Here is a 23,042-nt window from a genome sequence, read left to right on the forward strand (position 1 = left end):
TTTAAGTTGAAAATCAAAATCCTCTTTGTCTTTTGGCTTCAAATAATAAAATAGCTGAAGCTACAGAGACATTCATAGAATCGATTTCGCCTTGCATCGGAATGATGATGTTTTGGGTAGCATTATCGCGCCAAGCTTGTGTTAAGCCAGTCGCTTCTGTACCTACAACCAATGCACTAGCTGTAGTATAATCTTGAGTATGGTAGAAGTTGGAGTTCTGTAATGTGGCACCAAATATAGCAATTTTTTTGTCTTTTAAAAATTGTATTACATTTTCGGTAGTATCTGTGGCAATTTGATTGGTAAAAAGACATCCTACACTTGAACGAACAATGTTAGGATTGTACAAATCTGTTTTTGGATTGGCAATAATCACGGCATCAATATTGGCAGCATCACAAGTGCGAAGCATAGCACCAATATTTCCTGGCTTTTCAATTGATTCCATCACTAAAATCAGAGCATTTTCTGGTAATTTTAAATCGTTTAGCGATAAAGTTTTTGTTTTGGCAATAGCTAAAATACCTTCAGTTGTATCTCTGTAGGCTAATTTTTGATATACTTCTTTGGTAATTTCAATCAGTTCAACTTTGCTTTTAACAAGTTTATTGATTTCATTTTCTGTAATTAATTCAGGAAGAAATAAAATAGTTTCAAGTTGATAATTTCCTTTAATGGCAAGCTCAATTTCACGTTTTCCTTCAATTAAGAAAGTGCCTGATTGCTTTCTAGCTTTAGCTTTTTCTTGTAATAAGACTAAAGATTTAATTAACGGATTTTGTATAGAAGTGATTTGTTTCAAAAGCGATAACTTGTTTATGGTGCGAAGTTACAGAGAATTTTAAAATATTCCGTCTTAAAATTTGCTTATGATTATTTAGTAAAATACAACCATCCCACAAAAGGTTTTGGGTAATCAGCATCATTTAAGTTTAAAATATAAAAGTAAGTTCCTTTTAAAGCTAATGAGGAACTTATGGTTTGTCCAATAGTAATTTCACCATTCCAATCTTCTGATTGATTGGTTCCTTTCCAAATTAGCCTTCCCCAACGATTGTAGATTTCTAATTCAAAATTCACAAAAATGTTTCTTAATCCTTCAATAAAAAACGTGTCGTTAAAACCATCATTATTAGAAGTAACATAATTATAGATAATTGGAGGACAGTTTTTTGTAGTTAAATCAAATGAGGTAATTGAGAAACAGTGGTCATTTTCAATTCGTATAAAAATTTTCTTTGGCGTTGAAGTTGAAACATAATTTGAAGTATTTGCTATTGCATTGCTATTGTTTGTTGCATCTGCTTCCGTTTCGTAAAATCCAATAAAAGTATCAGTTGAATTGGTTAGAACTTGATTGGCATAATTTGAAAAATTGAAAGTGCCGGCAGTAAATCCTTCGTTACAAGATGTTAAAGACTCAAGAAGGTTAAAATTTGGTGGCAGCCAACTAGAAAATGTTTGCGAAAAAGTATTATTGTTTTCAATTATTTCGGTTACTATTCCGGTGCCACTTCCGTTGTCATCAACTACGAAAGTTAAGGTAAAATCTGTTGGAATTGTATTTGGTATTGTGATGGTTATTTGTCCGTATTCACTTCCGTCTATTGGAATGCTATTTTGTGTTTGCGTTTGCCCAACCAGAATTCCGTTTGCATAAATTGCTATAGGTGTTGCTGCTGGTAGCGGATTGGTGCAGTTAAGATTTGAAACGGTATAGTCAATTGTATAATCATTTGAACTGCATGATTGATTAAAAGAATCTACAGCAATTGTAGCATCAGGTAATTGGCTATTAAGTTTAGTAACTACAACGTTTATCAAAACCACATCTTGACCAGATGTTAGTTGTATTAATGCAGAAGTATCTCCAATATTTATGTTGTTTTGAATGTTATAAATATCCAAATCCATATTGTAAAGTGTAGTGCTTCCTGTAATACTGTTGGTGCTATTGAAGGCATTATTCGCAGGATTTAATGGCGGATTACTAAGCGTATTTCCGTTAATTCTAAGGGTTTCGTTTACAGCTAAAACATTATCACCTTCCCAAGCTATAAAGCCAATTTGTGCATTGTTATTATCAATTACATTCAAGCTATTTAACGTAATATTCAAAGCATTTGGAATACTCTGTAAACCATCATAAATATTAATTTGATTCAAAGGCAAACTATTTTCCTTGTAAACAATTACTATCGCCCAACCAGCAAAATTGGTTCTGTTGTTGCAATATCCTTGTTCATTTATAAGTGTTTGTGAAATATCTAAATCTGAAAGTGTATAGGTTCCGTTACCAGTTGCGATGACTTGACTTGTAATATCTTTAAAAGCGCTAAAATAGGGAAGGCCTGAACTTATTGAAATATTAGAAAAAGTTCGTTGAGCTGTGATGTCAACAGCATTTAATTTCACATTAAAATCGCCAGCTCCTGAGCCTGCCCAATACAAATAAGCACTCTCTATTATCTGATTGGAATTCAAATTTAAAGTAGCGTCTGATGAAGTTAAAAGCAAATTTTCACATCCGAAAGTGATGTTGTTTTCACCTAAATTCATGGTATTTCCTATAAAAGTGAAGTCGAATCGTCCGTTAAATTGATTGTATAAAGTTACGTTTTGCCCAAAACAGTTGCAAAAAGAAAGTAATAGTATACTAAAAGCAAGATAATAAAGTTTTAGATTCACAGAATTATAGCAATTATGATGTCTAAATTAGTCAATTATTTTTAATTATGACTATTTTTGAAATTCGTTTTAATATTAAATAATTGTGTAATTTTCCAAAGTTTTAATTTTAGTTGTGAAACACTACCAAATTCGATTATATAATTCAGCAGATTTTGATCAATGGAATACTTTTATAAGTGTTGCCAAGAATGCTACTTTTCTATTCAATAGAGACTTCATGGAATATCATTCAGATCGATTTCAGGATTATTCATTGATGGTTTTTGATGAAGATAAATTGGTTGCAGTTTTGCCTGCCAATAAGAATGAAAATACAGTTTATTCGCATCAAGGATTGACTTATGGAGGATTAGTTTTGAGTTCTAAAGCTAAATTGAGTTCAGTTATTTCAATTTTCAAAGGTGTTTTACAGTTTTTAAATGAAAATTCGATTGAGAAATTGATTATTAAAACTATACCAAATTTCTATTTAGATTATTTTTCTGATGAATTAGAATATTGTTTGTTTATCACTCAAGCAAAATTGAATAGGAGAGATTCACTTTCTGTAATCGATTTGACTAAGCCTTATTCTATTTCAAAAACCAGAAAAGAAAGTATTCGTAGAGGTAAAAAAAATAGTTTAATTATAAAAGAAGAATTGAATTTTGAGTTGTTTTGGAACGAAATTTTAATTCCGAATTTAGATAAAAAACATCAAGTAAAACCAGTTCATTCGGTTGAAGAAATTACCTTATTGCAACAACGTTTTCCAAATAATATTCGTCATTTTAACGTGTATGACAAAGATAAAATTGTAGCAGGAACAACAGTTTTTTGTACTGATGAAGTAGCACATCCACAGTATGTTTCTGGAAATTCGGATAAGAATGAATTAGGAAGTTTAGATTATTTATACCATCATTTGATTACAGAAGTTTATAAAGACAAGCATTTTTTTGATTTTAATAATTCCAATGAAGAGCAAGGAACAAAAATAAATGAAGGCTTGCTGTTTTGGAAAGAAAGTTTTGGAGCCAAAACAGTAATTCAAAATTTTTATGAAGTTCAAACAAAGAATTATTCATTACTAGAATCTGTTTTGATATGATAAAATTCCTCGATTTACAGCAATTAAATTTAAGTTATCAAGAGCAATTTCAAGAAAAAATGAAATTGGTTTTAGATAAAGGTTGGTTTATTTTGGGTGACGAAGTAAAATCATTTGAAACTAATTTTGCCAATTATTGTGGTTCAAAACAATGTATTGGAGTCGGCAATGGTTTGGATGCTTTGGTATTGATTTTTAAGGCTTACATTCAACTTGGAAATTTACAAAAAGGTGATGAAGTTATCGTTCCAGCAAATACCTATATTGCTAGTATTTTAGCAATTTTACAAGCAGATTTAATTCCAGTTTTAGTGGAGCCAAAATTGGAAACTTACAACATCAATCCAGATTTAATTGAAGAAAAAATCACATCTAAAACCAAAGCAATTTTGTTAGTTCATTTGTATGGTCAATTGTGTGAAATGGACGAAATAATTGCTATTGGTTATAAACATGACTTGCTCATTATTGAAGATGCTGCACAGGCTCATGGTTTAATTTTTAAAGGAAGTCATACAAGAGCTTTTAGTTTTTATCCAGGTAAAAATCTTGGTGCACTTGGCGATGGTGGTGCTATTACAACCAATGATGATGAATTAGCTAAAGTTCTATTTTCATTCCGAAATTATGGTTCAGAAAAAAAATACCACAACCAATTTATTGGAATCAATAGCAGATTAGACGAACTTCAAGCGGCTTTTTTAAATGTAAAACTACCAAGTTTAGACGCAGATAACGATAAAAGAAGAAGTATTGCCAAACGTTATTTGTCTGAAATTAAAAACTATAAAATAGTTTTGCCAACTTGGGATTTTTCTAACAATCATGTATTTCATTTGTTTGTTGTTCGAACTGAAAACCGTAATGATTTACAAGATTATTTACTAAAAAATGGAATTGAAACGGTAATTCATTATCCAATTCCGCCACACAAACAAAAGGCTTTTCCTGAATGGAATAATTTATCATTTCCAATTACTGAAAAGATTCATGATGAAGTGTTGAGTTTACCAATAAGTCCAATTATGACTAATGATGAAGTTAGTATTGTTATTTCAATTTTAAATAAATACTAATTGAGTTTTATCAAAGAAATACTGTCCAAACCTTTATTCAAAGCTACTTCTTTGAATGCAATAAGTATTTTAATCAAGATTTTTGTTGGATTTATTACCTCTAAATTCATTGCTGTTTTTGTTGGTCCAAGTGGAATGGCTTTAGTTGGAAATTTGAGAAATTTTCTAACAACAACAGAAGCTTTTGCTACACTCGGATTTGAAAATGGAGTTGTAAAATATGTTGCCGAGCATAAATCGGATGACAATCAACTTAAGAAAACACTTTCTACTATTTTTATTACAGTCTTATTCACTTGTCTTTTAATAAGTTTGGGATTGTTTTTGTTTTCAGAATATTTGAATACTTCAATTTTCGGCAATCAATATCAATATGCTTATGTATTTAAGTCACTTGCTGTTGCTTTACCATTTTATATTGGAAACATCTTTTTGATAGCAACAATCAACGGATTTGGAGCTTATAAAAAAGTTATTTATGTCAATATCTTAGGAAGTTTAATTGGTTTGATTGCTTCTATTTTATTGATTTGGAAATTGAATACAGAAGGTGCTTTATTATCAATTATTTTGACGCCATCTGTTTTGTTTTTAGTTTCTTTTTTCTCAATTAATAAAGAAATTAAGATTTTAAAAGCTATTGATTTGAAGTTCTTCAATCTTTGTTTTCTGAAAAATTTATCATCCTATTCTTTGATGGCATTGGTTTCAGCCGTATTTGGACCAATGGTTTTTCTTGCAATTAGAAAATACATTATAGTTAATTTAGGAATTGAACAAGCAGGATTTTGGGAAGCAATGAGTAGAATGTCTTCCTACTATTTTATGTTCATTACGTCAATTATTTCTATTTATTTTTTACCGAAATTAGCTACAGCAAAAACTAATCAAGAAACCAAAACACTTTTTTGGAATTATTACAAAGGAATTTTACCAGTTTTTATAATTGGAATGATTGTAATCTATTTTCTAAGAGATTTTATCATACACTTATTATTTACCAAAGAATTTTTGCCTGTTTCAAAATTGTTTTTTTGGCAATTAATTGGAGATACTTTTAAAGCGGCATCTTTTATTTTAGGATATCAATTTTATGCTAAGAAACTTACTAAAGCGTTCATTATTTCGGAGCTATTTTCTCTTTTTGTATTGTATTTTAGTAGTATCTATTTGGTTTCCCAATTTTCAATTGAAGGAGTTGTAATGGCTCATGCTTTTACTTATTCAATCTATTTTATCACCTTGAGTATTTACTTTAGAAAAAGTTTATTTGCTTAGCTGAAGCATTTCGTAATCGCCTTTTCCATTTCCGAAAACTACAATTTTATCGTAATTTTCTAGATTTATTTTTTCTTTTATACGATTTACTTTTTCTATTCCGTAGCAGTTTTTTGTTTTGAAATTCCCTGTAATTTTATTGTTTACAATTTCAAGTTTTGAAGTAATTAATTTTAAATTATTTTCTTCTGTCCAACCATAAAGCCATTCGCGAAACGAAGCAGTAACAATGTAAATATCTGCATTTTGCTCCTGTAACTTTTGAATTTTTTCCCAAATATTTTTATTAAGATTTCTCGGAATATTTTCGTTTGAAAACTGTTTTCCTTTTTCTAAAAACAAATTGTAATGCTCGTTTTTAAAAAAATATGTTATGAATTTTTGTTTGGCGGTTTCATTTGAGATTTTTCCAAGTTTCCATTTTAAAAGCATTGGTGAAAGAGCTATAAAACCTATTATTAATTGAAAAGTTCCTTTGTAGAATCTTGTAAATTCTATCAAACTATCTTTTTTATAAAGCGTTTTGTCAAAGTCAACCAATACTAGTGTTCTCATATCAGTTTCTGAAATATAATAAATAACTCATCAACAGTAGCCAACCTAATATTGTAAATTGAATAAATCGGTCATTCAATACTATTTTAGTTGGAGAATAGGTTGATTGATCTACAAAAACCAATTTCAAATACCTAAAAATTCCATTAACAACAAAAATGATGGAAACATACAATAATTTTGAATGATAATGTAGTTGAACTTCTGGCGAAATACAATAAAATATGTAGCTAACAATGATTATGGATGCCAAAATCCCTAAAATGACATCAATAAAAATTAAATTATAACCTTCAATATTTTTACGAACATCATTACCATTTTCTGCAAGAATAACATCAGTTCTTCGTTTAGAAATACCTAAGAATAATGCTAATAGATAAGTTATTAGTATAATCCAAATCGATGGAACTACATCACTTACTACTGAACCAGCTACAATACGAAGTATAAAACCAACTGCAATAATATTTACATCCAATATAGCAATATGTTTAAGCCATTTTGAGTAAAGAAAATTTAACGCTAAATAAGAAATGATTACAAGAAATAATTCAACAGAAATCAAATAAGAAATTGTTATGGAACTTATCATTAAAATTAGCATCAAAACTAATCCATTTTGGATACTAATACTTCCTGAAGCTAAAGGTCTATAACGTTTTTGGGGATGATTTTTATCTTCATTGATATCAAAATAATCATTAAAAATATAAACACTACTTGATATAGTGCAAAAACATAGGAATGCCAAAATTACATTAATCAAATTGTCTAAATTTAGAAACTGACTATCAAAAAAAAGCGGTGCAAATACAAACGCATTTTTTATATATTGTTCAACTCTTATGAGTTTAAGGTAATTTCTCATTTGGTTTGATTGAATTGTAAACTATGAAATATTTGGTTGTATCAATTTTATTAAATTTTTTGTAAATGTACCAAGCTGTCGGACTTGCCTTGATGGTAGATTCTTTAAAATCTTCACCAGTTACAAATGATTTTTCAATAAAGATATAATTTTTTTTATTAGAACAAATTTTAATAAATCTTTCGTTTTGACCATCTATTTCATGGTCCAATAACCAATCTCCAGGAAGTTGACTTTGAGTATTGAACAAATAATTTGCCATTGGCATACTTGGAGCTACAATATAATTCTCACCATATTTTTTAATTAATTGTTTTAATTCTAGATGTTTTTCAAAAGTTTCTTTTTTTGTTTTAATATATTTTAACTTGGGTGAAATCGATTCAAGAGAATAGTTTAGTTCTAAAATAGAATCTTCATGATAAGGATTTTTATTGGCTGCAAATGCTACCAAACAAAGCGGTAATCCTATTAAAATATACTTTTTCGGATTTATAGAAACCTCATTTTCAAATAATGTGATGAAAGTCAAAATGATTCCTGTGGCAAATAATAATGTTGTTTGATAACCTAAACTTATCGATACGGACCAAGATATCGCAATCAAGACCACTAGCGGAAATAGATAACTGATAGTTTTCTTTTTCTCAAAATAGGAATATAATAAGGCAATAACGGCTGCATCAAAAGCAAGAAAAGAAGCCGCAAAAAACTTATTAATCAAAAATAAAAAGATTGCAACTAATAGAAATGCAATTGCTATTTTCTTAAGATATGGAGTTAGTTGACCAATTTTTTGATTTGTTTTTTTTAGGTAGATAAACAAGCTAGTAGAAATAATAATTGTTAATGCAACAAAAAACTTAAATGGCATAAATACATAATGATGAAATCCAACAATGTATAAATCTCTTAAATCTAAAGTTCCATTAAGTTGTTGTTTAAAATTTTGCCAAGTTGTTATTTGCCAAATTAATAAGACAAATATTCCTATTAAAATTGATAAACTTATTATGTAATAAAGACTTGCTTTTAAGTTATATCTGAGATATATCCAAACCAAGATGAGCAACGGAATCAAATAGAAAGATTGTTTTGATAATGCTGAAAGTAGCGAGAAAAAAGCAATTAGAAAAAGTGTTACAAAATTAACTTTAGTGTTTTTTGCTACAATCCAAAAAGCGATTGAAGCATACAAAAGCCCATCTGTAGTTGGCCAAGGATAGGGTGGGAAATTTAACCAAGATATTAAAAAACATAAAATTATCAAACCCCATTTGTTTACTTTTTTTATGTTGTAAATCAGATAAGTACCTGAAACAAAAAAATAAACTTGAAGAAGAAAACTCAAATATGCAATGATTCTAAAATAAAAAAACTGACCAGTTTCTGGCAAAATTTTCATAAAAAAAGCATGGGCATATATCGTAACAGGAGGAAATTTATAGATAAAATCTTCATAAACGTGTTGACCATTTACTATTCTCCAAGCAAAACTAGACATGTATCCAGTATCCCAAGTTTCCATTCCATACTGACTTAAAATCAAGCAATAGAATGAAATAATTAGAAACAAAATTATCTTATAATTCAGTGTTTTCATTTTTCTAAAATCAAAAAATAATGCGGATACACAAACATTCTTTTAGTATAACTTTTAAGAACTTTGAACCCAATTTCTTCAACTACTTTTTTAGCAAAATTGACTTTCATTTCGTTTCCAATTTCTCTACTAAAAACTAAATCATGCATTTTATTGAAATAAAGTAATAAGCTACTAGCATCAATATCTTTAAGTATAAGCCTACTTCCAACTGACATCTTAGAATAAATTTCTTTTAAAAATTCCAATTGATTTTCTTTTGGAACATGATGCAAAACATCAATCAAATATATTTTAGAATAATCTTGAATTAAACTTGGAATTCCAATCCCATTGAAAGTTTCAAATTGTATGTTTTTTTTGTCTTTAAATTCTTGATTCACAATTCTTGCATTTTGAACAAGAGTTTCAGAAATTTCAATTCCATAAATTTCATTTGCTGGTGTAAATTTGGCTACCAATGCACAAAATTGTCCAGAACCGCATCCAATGTCAAAAACAGAATCATCATTTTCGATGTAGTTAAGTAAATCATCAAACGGACAAATCAAAGGTCGATAAACCACTTTAAGTTTATCAATAAAACTCAAATCGGCTGACTTAGTTTTTAAGTACTTCAAAATAGTTGATTGGTTTATTAATTCTCCCATGTTTTCAAATATTTTTCAGCAACTTTAATGTAATTATGTTCCTTTTCAACAAATGCTCTTGCACGAATTCCAATAGCTTGAATTTCATTTGGATTTTCTATTAAAAAGGATAGTTCTGTTACTAGATTTTCAACATTTGGCAAAGCATTCACAGCTACTTTTTCTGATAAATTGTAATAGTCTTCAAATTCTTTTTCAGCACCAGTAAATACTACTTTTCCTTTAGCCATAGCTTCCAATGCATTATAACCTTGATCATAAGCATAGATTTGATCCAAAACAATATGCGCCTTATTAAATAGTTTTATGTAGTCTTGATAGGGAATATTTCTTGAGACAATAACTTCAACTTTATCAGCATATTTTTGTTTGATAATTTCCAATGCTTTTTCAAATAAATGAATTCCTTTTTTATAGGAATTTCCATTATTAATGCCTAGAAAAATAACGATTTTGTCTTTAATAGGATTTTCAACAAACTCAATAGTTGAAATGTTTATAGGATTTGGAATCATTCCCAAAAACTTTGGATTGTTAATTAGAGGATTTACATAATCTAAATCGCTTGCAATGACTCCATTTATTTTTTTGTAAAGAAAATCATGAATCTTTTTATGAGATTTTGAATTGTATTCCCACATCGATTCGTATTGAATTAGCGATTCTTTAATCCCTTTAAAATAAGGATTCATTATAGAATAACGTTCCTTTTTATCAAGCATGTGATTCAAAGTAACATAATCAACACCACTGCATAACAAGAAAAATTTTTGGTTCTGTTTGAAGAGTTTTTTTAATAAATGTAATTCAAATTTAGAAGTAGTTTGAATAGGAGCTTCATTGATTAATTGAACACAATCAAAACCTTTTAATTTATTTAGAAGAAAATAGAAACGAAGACCACGTTCAATTTTTGAGATATCAAATTTGGTAATTCTATAAATCAATTGTCGTGGTAGATTTCCTAATTTGCTTTCACACCAAAATGCTCTATTGGAATAATCTGATGGATAATTTTTAAAGCCATCACCGTTACTAACTATGACCACTTCGTGTCCTAACTTTAGTAATCCTTCTTTGAGGGAATTATGTAATCGGCTAAACTCACCAACAAGTAATATGTGCATTTAAAAGTTTTATTTACATTTGCTAAAATACAAAAAATTGACTCAAAACCGAACATCTTATAAAATCTGCCTTGTAACTGTAACTCTTTCCGATGGTGGAGCAGAACGATGTGCTGCAACTTTGTCTCATTTTTTTGTTAATCAAGGATTTGAAGTTCATCATTTAGTTTTTTCTGGGAAAATTGAATATGACTATTATGGTGAAGTAATGCATTTAGCGAAACATGTTTCTGGTTCTAATGGAATTGTTAGCAGAATAAAGAGATTCACTATTTTAAAAAAATATTTAAAAGAGGAGAACTTTGATTTTGTAATAGATTTTAGAGTCAAACGTTTTTTCTTGCAAGAGTTTATTATTCATAATTATTTATACAAAAATCACATTCAAACCATTCACAGTAATAAACTAGATTCTTATATACCTAAAAATAAGTTTTTAGCCAATTTACTGTATAAAAATTGCAAACAATTAATTGCTGTTTCCAAAGGAATTGAAGAGAAGATTAAAACGGAATATAATTTTAAAAACATCCATCAAATTTACAATCCGATTGATTTTGAAAAAATAAATGAAAATAAATCAGAAAGCATTGATTTTGAAGGAGATTTCATTCTTTCCGCAGGAAGTATGAACAAAAATGTAAAGCAATTTGATCATCTTATTGAATGTTATTCTAAATCGAATTTACCAGATAAAAATATCAAACTTATTATTTTAGGAGACGGAAAATTAAAACAAGATTGGATAGATTTAGCTGATAGAATAGGGCAGAAAGAAAACATCATTTTTAAAGGAAATGTAGAAAATCCTTTTGCTTATTATTCAAAAGCATTTTTTACAGTTCTTACAAGCAAATATGAAGGTTTGCCAATGGTTTTAATAGAATCTTTAGCTTGTGAAACACCTGTTGTAGCTTATAATTGTGAAACTGGTCCTTCAGAAATTATTAATCATTTACAAAATGGTTTATTGGTAGAAAATCAAAATAAAGAAGCTATGATTGCTGCAATAAATACATTTTATGAGGATAAAAACTTATATTTACATTGTAAAAACAATTGCAAAACAAGTATATCAAAATTTGAAGTTGAAAACATTGGGAATCAATGGTTATCACTTTTTAAACAATTAAAAAATGAACGTTAAGTTAATTGATATTCCCAAAATATTAAATAGAGAAGGAAACATTGCTGTTCTTGAAAATGGTGTTGTTCCTTTTGATATCAAAAGAGTGTATTATTTGTATGATATTCCAAGTACATCTAAGCGTGGCGGACATGCACATAAAAAACTGAATCAGATTTTAATAGCAATTTCAGGAAGTTTTGATGTGGTTTTAAAAGATGGTAAAAATCAACAAGTTATCACAATGAATAAACCCGATAAAGGTTTGTTAATCACAAATAATATTTGGCGAGAACTTGAAAATTTCTCTTCTGGTGCAGTTTGTTTAGTTCTAGCATCAGAAGTTTATGACGAAGACGATTATATCAGAAATTACAAGTCTTTTGTAGCTTATATCAATTCGAATAAGTAGAAATTTTTATTCCTTTTTTTATCAAATAGGCTTTAGTATTTTCTACTAAAAGCAACAAAGATTGCGGTAATTTTAGCAATATTTTTTGTTTCCAATTCAAATTGGATGGATTTATAGCTTCAGCTATTTTTTTCCAATCTTTTGTATCGCCATCTCGTTTTAATTTTTTGGCTAATACATATCTAAAAAAATCCAAATGCTTTTTTAAATCTTGATTATCTTTTGTCCAAGCTTCATAATTGTCGTAATTCGGAATTTTTTTATGTAGGATGGAGTTTCGAGTAATTTGATGCTCAACGTCCATTAAATAAGACATTTGAACAGTGTTGCTGTAAGCTAATTTAAAATGATAATTGGCTCGAATATTGAAATCAATATCATTAGAAAACTTAATTTCATTATTGTAATTTCCAACTTTTTCATACACTTCTTTGTGAATACAAACGCTACCATGATTGTAAATTCCTTGCTTTACATTGATTTTAAAGAAATTAATATAACCTTCAAAATTTTCTTGTAAACTCTCTGATCCATTGTGCGGTTTGTAAGTCTTATTTTGATAGACTTCTTCATAGTTGGTTCCAAAAATTCGTGCTTCTGGAAAATAGATAATTAACCGATGAATGGTTTCTAAAAAAGTTGGTTTCCATAAATCGTCAGCATCAAGAAAAGTGATGTAGTTGGTCGACGCTTTTTCAATTCCAGTATTTCTACTTGCCGAAAGTCCTTTGTTTTCAGAATGATGAATTAATTTGATTTTTTCAGATAAAAAAGGCATTACTTTTTCAATACTTTTATCAGTGCAGCAGTCATTTATAATCAAAACTTCATAATCAGTAAAGGTTTGATTGAGAATACTTTTTAGAGCATTTTCAACATACTTTTCTTTATTATATAGCGGAATGACTACTGAAAAAAAAGGCATAAATTATTTTTTAAATATAAAATCAAAAATGGCATTCCAATCGTTCAATTGATTGCTGGTATCAAAAGTATATTTATTTCCTTGAAATTTAATGGTTTTGTCTACAAAATCGGTAATCAATTGCGCCAATTCTGTTGGATTATTGACATCAAAAAAGGATACTTTTTCATAATCACCAACGGTTTCTCTTGCATAGGGTAGGTTGGCTGATAAAATCGGTTTGCCAAAAGCTTTTGCTTCAGATAAAGGTAATCCCCAAGTTTCAAGTTTTGATGGAAAAACAATGCAATCGATAGAATTATATAATTTCAAAAGTTCCTCTCTTGAAATCCAGCCTTTAAAATCTACTTCAGGCATTGAGCTATATTTTTCAAATAAATATTTTGCAAACTTATGCGGATTATCTTTTATGGTAGTAAAATGAAACTGAATCTTTCTTTTTATTTCATCATCAAGTAATTCAATAGCTTCAAAAAGTAGCTCAAAATTCTTAAATGTTCGAGGAAAACTAGGATATAAGAAATGTACTTTGTGAATATCTAAAGCTGTTTTATCGGAAGTTATTTCTTCAGTATATTCTGGTTTGCAAACTATAACATTATTGATGTTGTAAAGTTTTTCAAATTCAGTTTTTATCCATTCTTGTTGAACAAAAACAGCAGTATTCTTTTTGATATTAATTTGAAATAAATATTTATACAAGATTGAAAAAACACCAACTTTATAATCAAATTTCCAATCGCTAAAACTAGCTTTATAGAATACTGTGGGATGATGACAATAGACAAAACGTTTTTTAGCAATCACATTTGGACTAACATCATGCAATGAAAACCAAATATCAGGATTTATCTTTTTAGATAATTTTTTAAAGTAAAAATATTCAAAATACAATCGTTTGAACCAAGATTTTTTAGCATCAGGAAATTCAATATATTCAATATTTGGGTAATCAAATTTAGATTTATCATGAACTAAGGCAATGACTTTAATGTCTTTGTTCTCAATATATTGTGATATCTTTTGTAAACAATTGTCCATGATGGTAAAAATGCCACCATCTTTCATGTTTACTCCTGATATAACGATTGTTTGTTTTGACAAAGCTAGAATTTTAATATTTTTATAAACGAAATAATCCGTATTTTATGATACAATAAATGGCATGAACTCCATCTTTCCAATTTATTTTTTTTCCTTCTTCATAAGTTCTACCATAGTAAGAAATTCCAACTTCATACATTCTTATTTTCTTGATTCGACTTACTTTTATTGTAACTTCAGGTTCAAAACCAAATCTTCTTTCTTTTAAATTTAGAGATTGTAGTATCTTGGTGTTGAATAATTTATAACACGTTTCCATGTCGGTTAAGTTTAAATTGGAAAACATATTAGAAAGAAATGTCAAAAATCGATTTCCTATCGTGTGCCAAAAAAACAATACTCTGTGTGCATTGCCACCCATAAATCGAGAGCCATAAACAACATCGGCAAAACCATCTAAAACGGGTTGTAATAAAATTGAATATTCTTCTGGATTGTATTCTAAATCGGCGTCTTGAATTATTGTAAACTCTCCACTTGCATTTTTAATTCCAGTGTGTAATGCTGCTCCTTTTCCTTTATTTTTATCGTGTTGGTAGAATTTAATATCTAATTTTGAATTACCTTCAATATAAGCTTCTATTTTAGTTTTCGAATTGTCAGTAGAACAATCATCAACAACAATTATTTCTTTTTTTATATTATCAGGAAGAGATACGTTTTTAATTTTATCTAATATCAAATGAATCGTTGCTGCTTCATTGTATATAGGTATGATAATAGATAATTTCTTCATTTTACTTGTAATTAAAACACAAATCTAATGTTCTAAATTTAATCTGCAATAAATTCTATATTTTTGTTCAAAATAAGACTATGAAATCATTATTTTTTAAATATAAATTTGAAATTTTAATTGTTTTGATTGGCTTTTTGTGGATAGAATTTTTAAATTTTATTTTACAATTAAATATTCAAAATAGAATAAGTCCTGATGCTGAATCCTATTTTGAATCAGCGTATGATTTATATTTCTTACATGAAGGGCATCAGTATCGACCTATTTTTTTGGCTTTAATTCATGGCATTCCATTTTTATTTGGTTGTTCTAATTTGGAAGTTTTTAAAGCATGTTATCCAATTAATTTTATATTTTGGATTGGAACTGCATTGTTACTTTTTAAAATATTATGCAATATTTTAACTTTAAAGAAATCATTTTACACAACTATAATTTCCATTTTTTTTATTGGAAGTGCAATTTGTATTTTTAATTTATATTCAGAAAATATTTATTTATTTTTTATTGTTTTAGGTTTTTATTTTCTTCAAAAATACTATAAAACGTTTAAGTTTTTATATTTATCTGTTTCATTATCAATCTTTACAATTTCAATGTTAATCAAGCCTGGAGCTAAATTGTTGGCTATTTTTTTTGTGTTGTTTTTTGTTAAAGAAGTTATAAAGAATTACAATAAAAAGGCAATTATTTTTTTGTATGGAAGTTTTTGTCTAGTACTTATTCAATGTGGACTTCTAAAAAAGCAATATGGAGATTTTACAATAAGTTATATTGATTCAGTGACTTACTATAATTATTTAGGTAGTAAGGCTGTTTGTTTAAGTGAAGGAAAAAAACTTAATCAACTAGATAATTCTAGGATGGATTATATTTTTTCAATATCAAATTCTGAAGCAAAAAAAATAGCTTTTGATGATTTAATAAATCAAATTTCAAATAATAAGTTTTATTTGTTTTACGCATATTTATCTGATGTTTATGATAATTCATCAGCTGGAAATACAGCTCTTGATTATACAATAAATATTAATAACACAACTTATTTTGATTTTTCAAAAGGTTTCTTTTTTACACTTTCAAAAGTTCAGAATATATTCTTTACAATTATTGGATTTTTTTTATCTGTATTTATGTTTTTTGCTTATTACAAGAAAGAACCTTATTTTAGTTTAATAAGTTTTTTTGTACTGTATACCATTCTTTTATCTGGAATTTCTTGTTCACAAGGCGATAGATTTCATCTTCCAGTCTTTTCTTTTGTTATTATTTTAATAGCAAAAAAAATATTTGATAAAACTAAACACTTCTCTGAACCACTTCAAAAATAGCACCATCTTCACATTTAAGTGTTTTAGATGGGAATTTCATTAATAAAGCATAGTCATGTGTTGCCATAATGATAGTTTTACCGTTAGCATTGATGTTCTTTAATACTTCAAGAACTTCAGCACTTGTTTGAGGATCAAGATTTCCTGTTGGTTCGTCTGCTAAGATTAATTCTGGGTCGTTTAACAAAGCTCTTGCAATGGCAACTCGTTGTTGCTCTCCACCAGAAAGTTGGTGAGGCATTTTATTGGCAAAACCTTTCATTCCTACTTTATCTAAAACTTCATCAATTTTATTTTGCATTTCAGTCATGTCAACCCAACCAGTTGCTTTCAATACAAAAAGCATATTATCGTTCACATTTCTATCTGGAAGCAATTTAAAATCTTGAAAAACAATTCCTATTTTTCTTCTCAAATAAGGAATGTCTTTTTCTTGTAGCGTCGCCAAATCATATTCCACAATATGACCTTCACCTTCTGTTAAAGGCAAATCTCCATAAAGTGTTTTCATAAAACTACTTTTTCCAGTTCCGGTTTTTCCAATGATGTAAAGGAATTCGCCGTGATTTACTTCAAGATTCACTTGAGATAAAATGACTTTATTTTCTTGATAAATAGTAACGTCTTTTAAAGATAATACTGGTTGTGACATAGGAAATTTTGTTTATTGGGTAAAAGTAATAAATTTTAGATATTAGATATAAGATTTTAGATATATAAATTTTGAAGTTTCCTAATTTAAAAACTTAACAAGTTGATTTTTATTGCTTCCTATCTTAATAATATCTTAAATTAGATTGTTAAGAAAAATGTTTATAATAAAACCAAACGATGTCTCGTTATACTTAGTAGAATGGTAATTTTGAATGATTATTAAAAAATATATGAAATGCGTAAAATAACAGCTTTTTTATTTTTAAATGTATTGGTTTCTGGAGCTACAATTTCGGCACAGCAAACTGCTATTTATACCAACCAACTTTCTGAATTTGATAGAGCTACAGATTTATATAATGATAAACAATATTTAGCAGCTCAGATTTTGTTCGAAAAAGTGCAACAAAATAATAAAGAACAAGAGGTACAAGCTGATTGTGCTTATTATATAGCCAATTGTGCGATTCGTTTAAATCAATCTGGTGCTGATAAATTGATGGAAGATTTTGTCGCTGATTATCCAACAAGTACTAAGCAAAATCAAGCTTACATTGGTGTTGCGACCTTCTATTTTGAAAACGGAAACTATCCACAAGCATTAGAGTATTTTAATAAAGTTGACGAAAGTGCCCTGACTTATGATGAGTTAGAACGTTATAATTTTCAAAAAGGATATGCTTTTTTTACAGCTAAAAATAAAAAAGAGGCTACTGCTTATTTTAATAAAGTTGCGAACTCTAAAGAATATGGTTCACAAGCCAAGTATTACTTAGGATTTATGGCTTATGAAGGCGATGACTACAAAGAAGCAACAAAGTATTTTGACCAAGTTTCTGGTGAAGAGAAATACAAAGAAAAGATGTCCTATTTTCAAGCTGATATGAATTTTAAACTTGGAAATTTTCAAAAAGCAATCGATTTGGGTAAGGCTGCCATGGCAAAATCATCGGCTGTAGAAAAATCGGAATTGAATAAAATTATTGGAGAAAGTTATTTCAATTTGAAACAATATGGTGAAGCATTGCCTTATTTGAAAGAATATAACGGCAAAAAAGGAAAATGGAGTAACACTGATTTTTACCAATTAGGATATACATATTACCAACAAAAAGACTACGAAAACGCTATTTCGCAATTCAATAAGATTATTGATGGAAAGGATTTTGTTGCTCAAAATGCTTACTATCATTTGGGTGAAAGCTATATGAAAACCGACAAGAAGCAACAAGCTTTAAACGCATTCAAGATTGCATCTGAAATGGATTTTGATAAAAAAATTCAAGAAGACGCCAATTTGAATTATGCTAAAATCAGTTATGAAATTGGAAATTCGTATCAATCTGTTCCTGACGTTTTATCTTCGTTTTTGGCAAAATATCCAAATTCACCTAGCAAAAATGAAATTGAAAACTTATTGATTAACTCGTATATCACTTCTAAAAATTACAAAGAAGCGTTGAATTTATTGGAGAAAAATAAAAATCCAGAAAACAGATTGGCGTATCAAAAAGTAACTTTTTATAGAGGTTTAGAATTATACACAGATGGAAATTATCAAGAAGCCCAAAAGATGTTTGCCAAATCGTTGAAAGAACAAAAAGATGCAAAATTCTCAGCAAGAGCTACATTTTGGAAAGCCGAAACTGAATTTACTTTAGATAATTTCAACGAAGCATTGTTAAGTTTCAAGCAATTTGAAGGAATGGCAGAAGCTAAAAACACACCTGAATTTAAAAATGTAAATTACAACATCGCTTATTGTTATTTCAAGCAAAAAGAATATGACCAAGCAGGAAATTATTTTCAAGCACAAATTGACGCTGTTAAAGACGATAAAATCCGATTGAATGATTCTTATTTGAGACTTGGAGATAGCCGTTTTGTAACTTCCAAATATTGGCCAGCTATGGATGCTTACAATAAAGCCATCGAATTAAAAAGTGTTGACGCTGATTATGCTGCCTTTCAAAAAGCAATTTCTTATGGTTTTGTAAGTAAAAATGATAAGAAAATTGAAGACTTCAATAAGTTTTTGTTAACTTTCAAAACCTCTCAATATCGTGATGATGCTTTGTTTGAATTAGGAAATACTTATGTAGCTGACAATAAAACTGATTTAGCAATTAAAACTTACGACCAATTATTGTCTGAATTCAAAAATGGGTCTTATGCTTCAAAAGCGGTTTTGCGACAAGGATTGATTTATTACAATGCAAATAAAGATAATGAAGCAATAACAAAATTCAAAAAAGTAGCTGCCGATTATCCAAGAACTCCAGAAGCATTGGAGGCAGTTTCTACAGCTAGATTGATTTATGTAGATAACGGAAAAGTAGACGAGTATGCAACTTGGGTAAGAACTTTAGATTTCGTAGAAGTTTCTGATGCTGAATTAGATAACGATACTTATGAAGCTGCTGAAAAACAATATTTGCAAAATAACACCAAACAAGCCATCGCAACTTTAAGTAGTTATGTGGCTAAGTTTCCAAAAGGAATTCATGCTCTGAAAGCTAATTTTTATTTGGCACAATCTTATTATGCTGATGGTTTGGAAACAAATTCAATTCCAAATTATGAATATGTAATTGCACAATCAAAAAGCGAATTTACAGAACAATCGTTAGCTCGTTTATGTGAAATTCATTTGAAAAAAGATGATTTTACAAAAGCAATTCCAGTTTTAAAACGATTAGAAATAGAAGCTGATTTTCCTCAAAACGTGACTTTTGCTCAAGCCAATTTAATGCGAGCTTACTATTCACAAAAAGATTATCCAAATTCAGTGATTTATGCTGATAAAGTTTTGGCAAATCCAAAAACCGATAATAAAGTAAAAAGTGATGCTCAAATTATTGTAGCACGTTCAGCAATAAAAGCAAATGACGAAGCTAAAGCAAGAACAGCTTATGCTAATTTATTGAAAATTGCAAAAGGTGAATTAGCAGCTGAGGCATTGTTTTATGATGCTTATTTCAAAAATAAAGATGGAAAATTTGCTGAATCTAATAAAGTGGTTCAAAAAATTGCTAAAGACTATTCAGGTTATAAATATTTTGGAGCCAAAGGTTTAGTTGTTATGGCGAAAAATTATTACGGATTGAAAGATAGTTTCCAAGCAACAGCAATTTTAGAAGGAGTAATAGAAAATTTTGCAGAATTCACTGATGTTGTTGAAGAAGCTAAAACAGAATTGAATACTATTAAATCAGAGGAAAGTAAAACGAATTCTTCTATTGAAAAATAAACTTTGTTTAAACTCTGTGCAATAAAAAATGAAAAAAATGAAAATCAATTTCCAATATAAAATCGCAATAGTAACTGTTCTTTTAGGAACTCAAATCACTTTTGCTCAAAAGAAAGACGAAAACATCGGAACAGAAGTTGTTAACGTTGTAAAACCATACACACCAACTATTTCAGATGCTTTTAAAGTAAAAGAAACACCATCTTTAGAAGACGATGATAATTCTAAAAAAGAGAATATTCAGTACAATATTTTCTCTTTCCCAGTAGCTTCAACATTTACACCTTCTAAAGGAAAAGCAGCTGGAGTTGATAAAGGAAAGCAAGAAAAATTGTATAGCAATTACGCTACTTTAGCAGCAGGAAACTATGGAAATATCAATGCCGAATTGTTTGTAACACAAACATTAGAAAGTGGTGATTATGTAGGAGCAATGTTACGTCATCTTTCCTCTCAAGGCGGAATTAAAGATTTGGATTTAGATGATAAATTTTCAAACTCTTCTATAGATTTAACTTACGGAAGCAAATCTAGAAATTTGTCATGGAATGCAGATTTGGGTTATCAGCATCAAATGTATAATTGGTATGGCTTGAATCCATTGTTCTATGAAAATTTTATTCCTGCCGATAAGGATGCTTTTATTAAAGCAATCGATTCTAAACAAACCTATCAAACCATTTCACTTGGTGGAAGATTAGCGCTTGGAGAAAGTGTTTTGAAAGAGGCAACTATAAAGTTCAATCGTTTCTCTGATGCTTTTTCTTCTGGAGAAAATCGTTTAGTTGCAAAACCTTCACTTGCATTTGATGTAATGGATGAAAAGATAAAAGTAGATTTTGTTTTTGATTACATCAATGGTAAGTTTGACAAAGATTATAACGGAATAACTGAGTTGAAATATGGTTACACCAACGTAGGAATGAAACCAAGTTTCCAAATCAATAAAGATGATTTATCTGTAAATTTAGGTGTTGGATTCTTTTACAGCATGGCAACAGAATCTGGAAAAAATAAATTCTTTATATATCCAAATATTACAGCATCTTACAAAGTGGTTGGCGATTTAATGGTAGCTTATGCTGGAGCAGAAGGTGCTTTAAAACAAAATTCTTATCAAGAATTCGTACAAGAAAATTTCTTCGTTTCACCAACACTAGGAATTGGACCAACCGATCAAAAATTTGACATTTATGTTGGATTAAAAGGTAAATTAGCCAATACTATCGGATACAACATTCGTGGTTCGTTGATGAATGAAGGAGGTAAACCAATGTTCTTAAGAAATGAATTCTCTCATTACAATACAAATAAAAATGGTTACGCTTACGGAAACTCTTTTGATGTTGTGTATGACGATGTTAAAACAGTGAGTTTTTATGGTGAATTAAAAGCAGATTTCTCTAAAAATGTATCTTTTGGTGTTAACGGAACTTTTAGTAGTTACACAACTGATATTCAGGAAGAAGCTTGGAATTTACCTGCTTTGAAATTAGGAGCAAATTTAGATTTCAATATTACTGACAAATGGTATGCTGGAACAAGTGTTTTCTTTGTTGGAGAACGAAAAGATCTTAAGTTTGTACAAACAGCTTTAGCAATTTTTCCACCAACATATACTACAGAAACAACAACACTTGATAGCTATTTCGATTTGAATGCTCATATTGGATTTAAATACAACGAAAGATTAACCTTTTTCTTAAAAGGAAATAATTTAGCTAACCAAAGTTACCAAAGATGGATAAACTATCCAGTGCAAGGTGTGCAAGGATTATTAGGTGCTAATTATAAATTTGATTTTTAATTTTATTGCCACAAAGCCACGAAGTCACAAAGAAAATTTAAGATTAAGGTTCATTTTCTTTGATATTTTTTAAAAATAATTTTTTAAATCTTAATGAATCTTTATATCTCAATGCTTTTAAACTTTTTTTAATTTTTCTAATATTTTTAATAATAAACTTCGTGCCTTTGTGTCTTTGTGGCAAATTATATGAAAAAACAAATCCTTCAACAACACCAACTATTACTTCAAGATAAAATCGATGTATTCCGTGATATGATTTCAGGATTGACAGAAGATGCTCAAAACGATGCTAAAGGTTCGGCTGGTGATAAGCATGAAACCGCTTTGTCAATGATGCACATCGAACAAGAAAAACTGAATCACAAACTAAAAGAAATTCTTGACCAAAAATCGGTTCTAGATAAAATTGACGCTTCCGCAAATCATACTAAAATCGCTTTAGGAAGTTTAGTTCAAGCCAATGGAATGTTATTATTCATAAGTGCAGCTTTGCCTAAAATTATCGTTGACGATAAAACTATTATTGCTGTTTCACCACAATCACCACTAGGAAGTAAGTTGATGGGAAATGAAGTGGGTTTTGAGTTTGAGATTAATACAACGAAATTTAAGATAGAATTTGTTCAATAATTAACAAATTCTAACCCAAAACCTCAATTCAAAACAATTTCACTTTATAATTTTCATATAAAATCATTTTTTAGTTTAAATTTATAACTAATTATTCTTTTTTAGTTTTAATATTTGAAG

General features: G+C 28.8%; 20 protein-coding genes. 9 read left to right on the forward strand and 11 right to left on the reverse strand.

The annotated features are described in order from the left end of the window. Positions 1–13 precede the first annotated feature (13 nt). Positions 14–802 (reverse strand): TrmH family RNA methyltransferase, encoded by a 789-nt coding sequence (locus ACYU7A_RS14735; RefSeq protein ID WP_460577729.1) that lies wholly within the window; start codon positions 800–802, stop codon positions 14–16. Between the two features lie 71 nt (positions 803–873). Beyond that, positions 874–2,688 (reverse strand): T9SS type B sorting domain-containing protein, encoded by a 1,815-nt coding sequence (locus tag ACYU7A_RS14740; RefSeq protein WP_460577730.1) that lies wholly within the window; start codon positions 2,686–2,688, stop codon positions 874–876. 115 nt (positions 2,689–2,803) lie between these two features. On the opposite strand from ACYU7A_RS14740, the gene ACYU7A_RS14745 reads away from it, so the two are divergent. From ACYU7A_RS14745 to ACYU7A_RS14755, 3 genes are read left to right on the forward strand one after another with little or no spacing between them, the layout of a single operon-like run. Further along, positions 2,804–3,781 carry a GNAT family N-acetyltransferase gene (locus ACYU7A_RS14745; RefSeq protein ID WP_460577732.1) on the forward strand — a complete coding sequence of 326 codons (978 nt, stop codon included), beginning with the start codon at positions 2,804–2,806 and terminating at the stop codon, positions 3,779–3,781. Continuing rightward, a complete protein-coding gene (locus tag ACYU7A_RS14750) occupies positions 3,778–4,857 on the forward strand; it encodes a DegT/DnrJ/EryC1/StrS family aminotransferase (protein WP_460577733.1) in 1,080 nt (359 codons plus the stop codon). Before ACYU7A_RS14745 ends, ACYU7A_RS14750 begins: the two co-directional genes overlap by 4 nt. Next, the gene (locus tag ACYU7A_RS14755; RefSeq protein WP_460577734.1) at positions 4,858–6,135 is read left to right on the forward strand and encodes an O-antigen translocase; all 1,278 of its coding nucleotides are present in this window, start codon (positions 4,858–4,860) and stop codon (positions 6,133–6,135) included. Here ACYU7A_RS14755 and ACYU7A_RS14760 read toward each other — a convergent pair. The 5 genes from ACYU7A_RS14760 to ACYU7A_RS14780 are packed head-to-tail and all read right to left on the reverse strand — an operon-like array spanning position 6,124 to position 10,941. Beyond that, positions 6,124–6,690, reverse strand: a complete 567-nt coding sequence (locus tag ACYU7A_RS14760) for an HAD family hydrolase (RefSeq protein ID WP_460577736.1) — start codon at positions 6,688–6,690, stop codon at positions 6,124–6,126. The genes ACYU7A_RS14755 and ACYU7A_RS14760 overlap by 12 nt on opposite strands. Before the next feature lies 1 nt (position 6,691). After that, entirely contained in the window at positions 6,692–7,561 is an 870-nt protein-coding gene (locus ACYU7A_RS14765) for a decaprenyl-phosphate phosphoribosyltransferase (RefSeq protein ID WP_460577737.1), read from the reverse strand. Continuing rightward, positions 7,545–9,164 (reverse strand): hypothetical protein, encoded by a 1,620-nt coding sequence (locus tag ACYU7A_RS14770; RefSeq protein WP_460577739.1) that lies wholly within the window; start codon positions 9,162–9,164, stop codon positions 7,545–7,547. The genes ACYU7A_RS14765 and ACYU7A_RS14770 overlap by 17 nt, the downstream gene beginning before the upstream one ends. After that, on the reverse strand, positions 9,161–9,814 hold the full coding sequence (locus ACYU7A_RS14775; protein ID WP_460577741.1) for a class I SAM-dependent methyltransferase: 654 nt from the start codon (positions 9,812–9,814) through the stop codon (positions 9,161–9,163). The genes ACYU7A_RS14770 and ACYU7A_RS14775 overlap by 4 nt, the downstream gene beginning before the upstream one ends. Then, positions 9,802–10,941 (reverse strand): glycosyltransferase, encoded by a 1,140-nt coding sequence (locus tag ACYU7A_RS14780; protein ID WP_460577743.1) that lies wholly within the window; start codon positions 10,939–10,941, stop codon positions 9,802–9,804. Before ACYU7A_RS14780 ends, ACYU7A_RS14775 begins: the two co-directional genes overlap by 13 nt. A 37-nt stretch (positions 10,942–10,978) precedes the next feature. Here ACYU7A_RS14780 and ACYU7A_RS14785 point away from each other — a divergent pair, with 37 nt between their 5' ends. Next, positions 10,979–12,088 (forward strand): glycosyltransferase, encoded by a 1,110-nt coding sequence (locus ACYU7A_RS14785; RefSeq protein ID WP_460577744.1) that lies wholly within the window; start codon positions 10,979–10,981, stop codon positions 12,086–12,088. Continuing rightward, positions 12,078–12,479 (forward strand): sugar 3,4-ketoisomerase, encoded by a 402-nt coding sequence (locus tag ACYU7A_RS14790; RefSeq protein ID WP_460577746.1) that lies wholly within the window; start codon positions 12,078–12,080, stop codon positions 12,477–12,479. Before ACYU7A_RS14785 ends, ACYU7A_RS14790 begins: the two co-directional genes overlap by 11 nt. Here ACYU7A_RS14790 and ACYU7A_RS14795 read toward each other — a convergent pair. Genes ACYU7A_RS14795 through ACYU7A_RS14805 form a run of 3 tightly spaced genes read right to left on the reverse strand, consistent with a single transcriptional unit; the run spans position 12,463 to position 15,244 of the window. After that, positions 12,463–13,404: a glycosyltransferase family 2 protein gene (locus ACYU7A_RS14795; protein ID WP_460577748.1), complete on the reverse strand. Its 942-nt coding sequence runs from the start codon at positions 13,402–13,404 to the stop codon at positions 12,463–12,465. The two genes, ACYU7A_RS14790 and ACYU7A_RS14795, sit on opposite strands and share 17 nt — an antisense overlap. A gap of 3 nt (positions 13,405–13,407) precedes the next feature. Next, positions 13,408–14,508 (reverse strand): glycosyltransferase, encoded by a 1,101-nt coding sequence (locus ACYU7A_RS14800; protein ID WP_460577750.1) that lies wholly within the window; start codon positions 14,506–14,508, stop codon positions 13,408–13,410. A 19-nt stretch (positions 14,509–14,527) separates the two neighbouring features. After that, positions 14,528–15,244, reverse strand: coding sequence for a glycosyltransferase family 2 protein (locus ACYU7A_RS14805; protein ID WP_460577752.1), 717 nt, complete (start codon positions 15,242–15,244; stop codon positions 14,528–14,530). Between the two features lie 80 nt (positions 15,245–15,324). Between ACYU7A_RS14805 and ACYU7A_RS14810 the strand changes: the two genes are divergently transcribed. Then, entirely contained in the window at positions 15,325–16,578 is a 1,254-nt protein-coding gene (locus tag ACYU7A_RS14810) for a hypothetical protein (protein WP_460577754.1), read from the forward strand. Here ACYU7A_RS14810 and ACYU7A_RS14815 read toward each other — a convergent pair. Further along, complete coding sequence (locus ACYU7A_RS14815; RefSeq protein ID WP_298302498.1) at positions 16,547–17,230, reverse strand: cell division ATP-binding protein FtsE; 684 nt, start codon at positions 17,228–17,230, stop codon at positions 16,547–16,549. The two genes, ACYU7A_RS14810 and ACYU7A_RS14815, sit on opposite strands and share 32 nt — an antisense overlap. Before the next feature lie 237 nt (positions 17,231–17,467). Here ACYU7A_RS14815 and ACYU7A_RS14820 point away from each other — a divergent pair, with 237 nt between their 5' ends. From ACYU7A_RS14820 to ACYU7A_RS14830, 3 genes are all read left to right on the forward strand, one after another. After that, positions 17,468–20,482 (forward strand): tetratricopeptide repeat protein, encoded by a 3,015-nt coding sequence (locus ACYU7A_RS14820; protein WP_460577756.1) that lies wholly within the window; start codon positions 17,468–17,470, stop codon positions 20,480–20,482. 37 nt (positions 20,483–20,519) lie between these two features. Then, a complete protein-coding gene (locus ACYU7A_RS14825; protein WP_460577758.1) occupies positions 20,520–22,289 on the forward strand; it encodes a TonB-dependent receptor in 1,770 nt (589 codons plus the stop codon). A 189-nt stretch (positions 22,290–22,478) separates the two neighbouring features. Continuing rightward, positions 22,479–22,922: a hypothetical protein gene (locus ACYU7A_RS14830; protein WP_460577760.1), complete on the forward strand. Its 444-nt coding sequence runs from the start codon at positions 22,479–22,481 to the stop codon at positions 22,920–22,922. Positions 22,923–23,042: the final 120 nt, after the last annotated feature.

The sequence above is a fragment of the Flavobacterium koreense genome, from assembly GCF_054776075.1.